General features: G+C 54.6%; 1 pseudogene. It reads left to right on the forward strand.

From position 1 onward, the window contains the following. Positions 1-342, forward strand: a pseudogene (locus HT737_RS30580) (hypothetical protein); the annotation flags it as partial. Between the last annotated feature and the right edge of the window lie 187 nt (positions 343-529).

A 529-nucleotide genomic window follows, 5' to 3' on the forward strand; every position in this document is an offset into this window, starting at 1 on the left:
ATCGTCACCAGCGACATGCTCTGGTACCTCAGTTACGTCTACTACAACCGCACTGACGCTCAGGTGCGGCTGTATACCCCGCCCGCTGCCGATGGCCGTTCGACGCGTCCGAATCACTACGGTTTCGGCACCCTGGTGTCCGAGGAGGTCTACCTGGACCGACTCGATGACCTGCCCAAGGGCAGTGCCCGGGTCTGGTTGATCGGCGATCTGGACGTGGACGTGCCTGACCCATTCCGACCCTTGCCGACGACTTGGCAACTGCGTGATCAGACCCATGCCGGTGGCGCAAATGCGCGACTTTTTTCGTTGACCACTGATAACGGGACGACGGAGAAATGACTTAAACGCTTCACCATTTTTTTCGCGATTAAAACGGGCTTTCATAGTCCGTTTTGCTCTATTTTGATATCAAAACACTACTAGTCGAAAGGGTATTGTTGGACTACGCTCGTCGGACAAAAGGACTTACAAAGTAGGGTGAAGGGATTGCAGCAGTTCCACTTTATCTCCGGCTTGCCGCGCTCAG

Origin of the sequence: Pseudomonas sp. MD195_PC81_125 (genome assembly GCF_014060985.1) — a bacterium.
Taxonomy (GTDB): domain Bacteria; phylum Pseudomonadota; class Gammaproteobacteria; order Pseudomonadales; family Pseudomonadaceae; genus Aquipseudomonas; species Aquipseudomonas parakoreensis.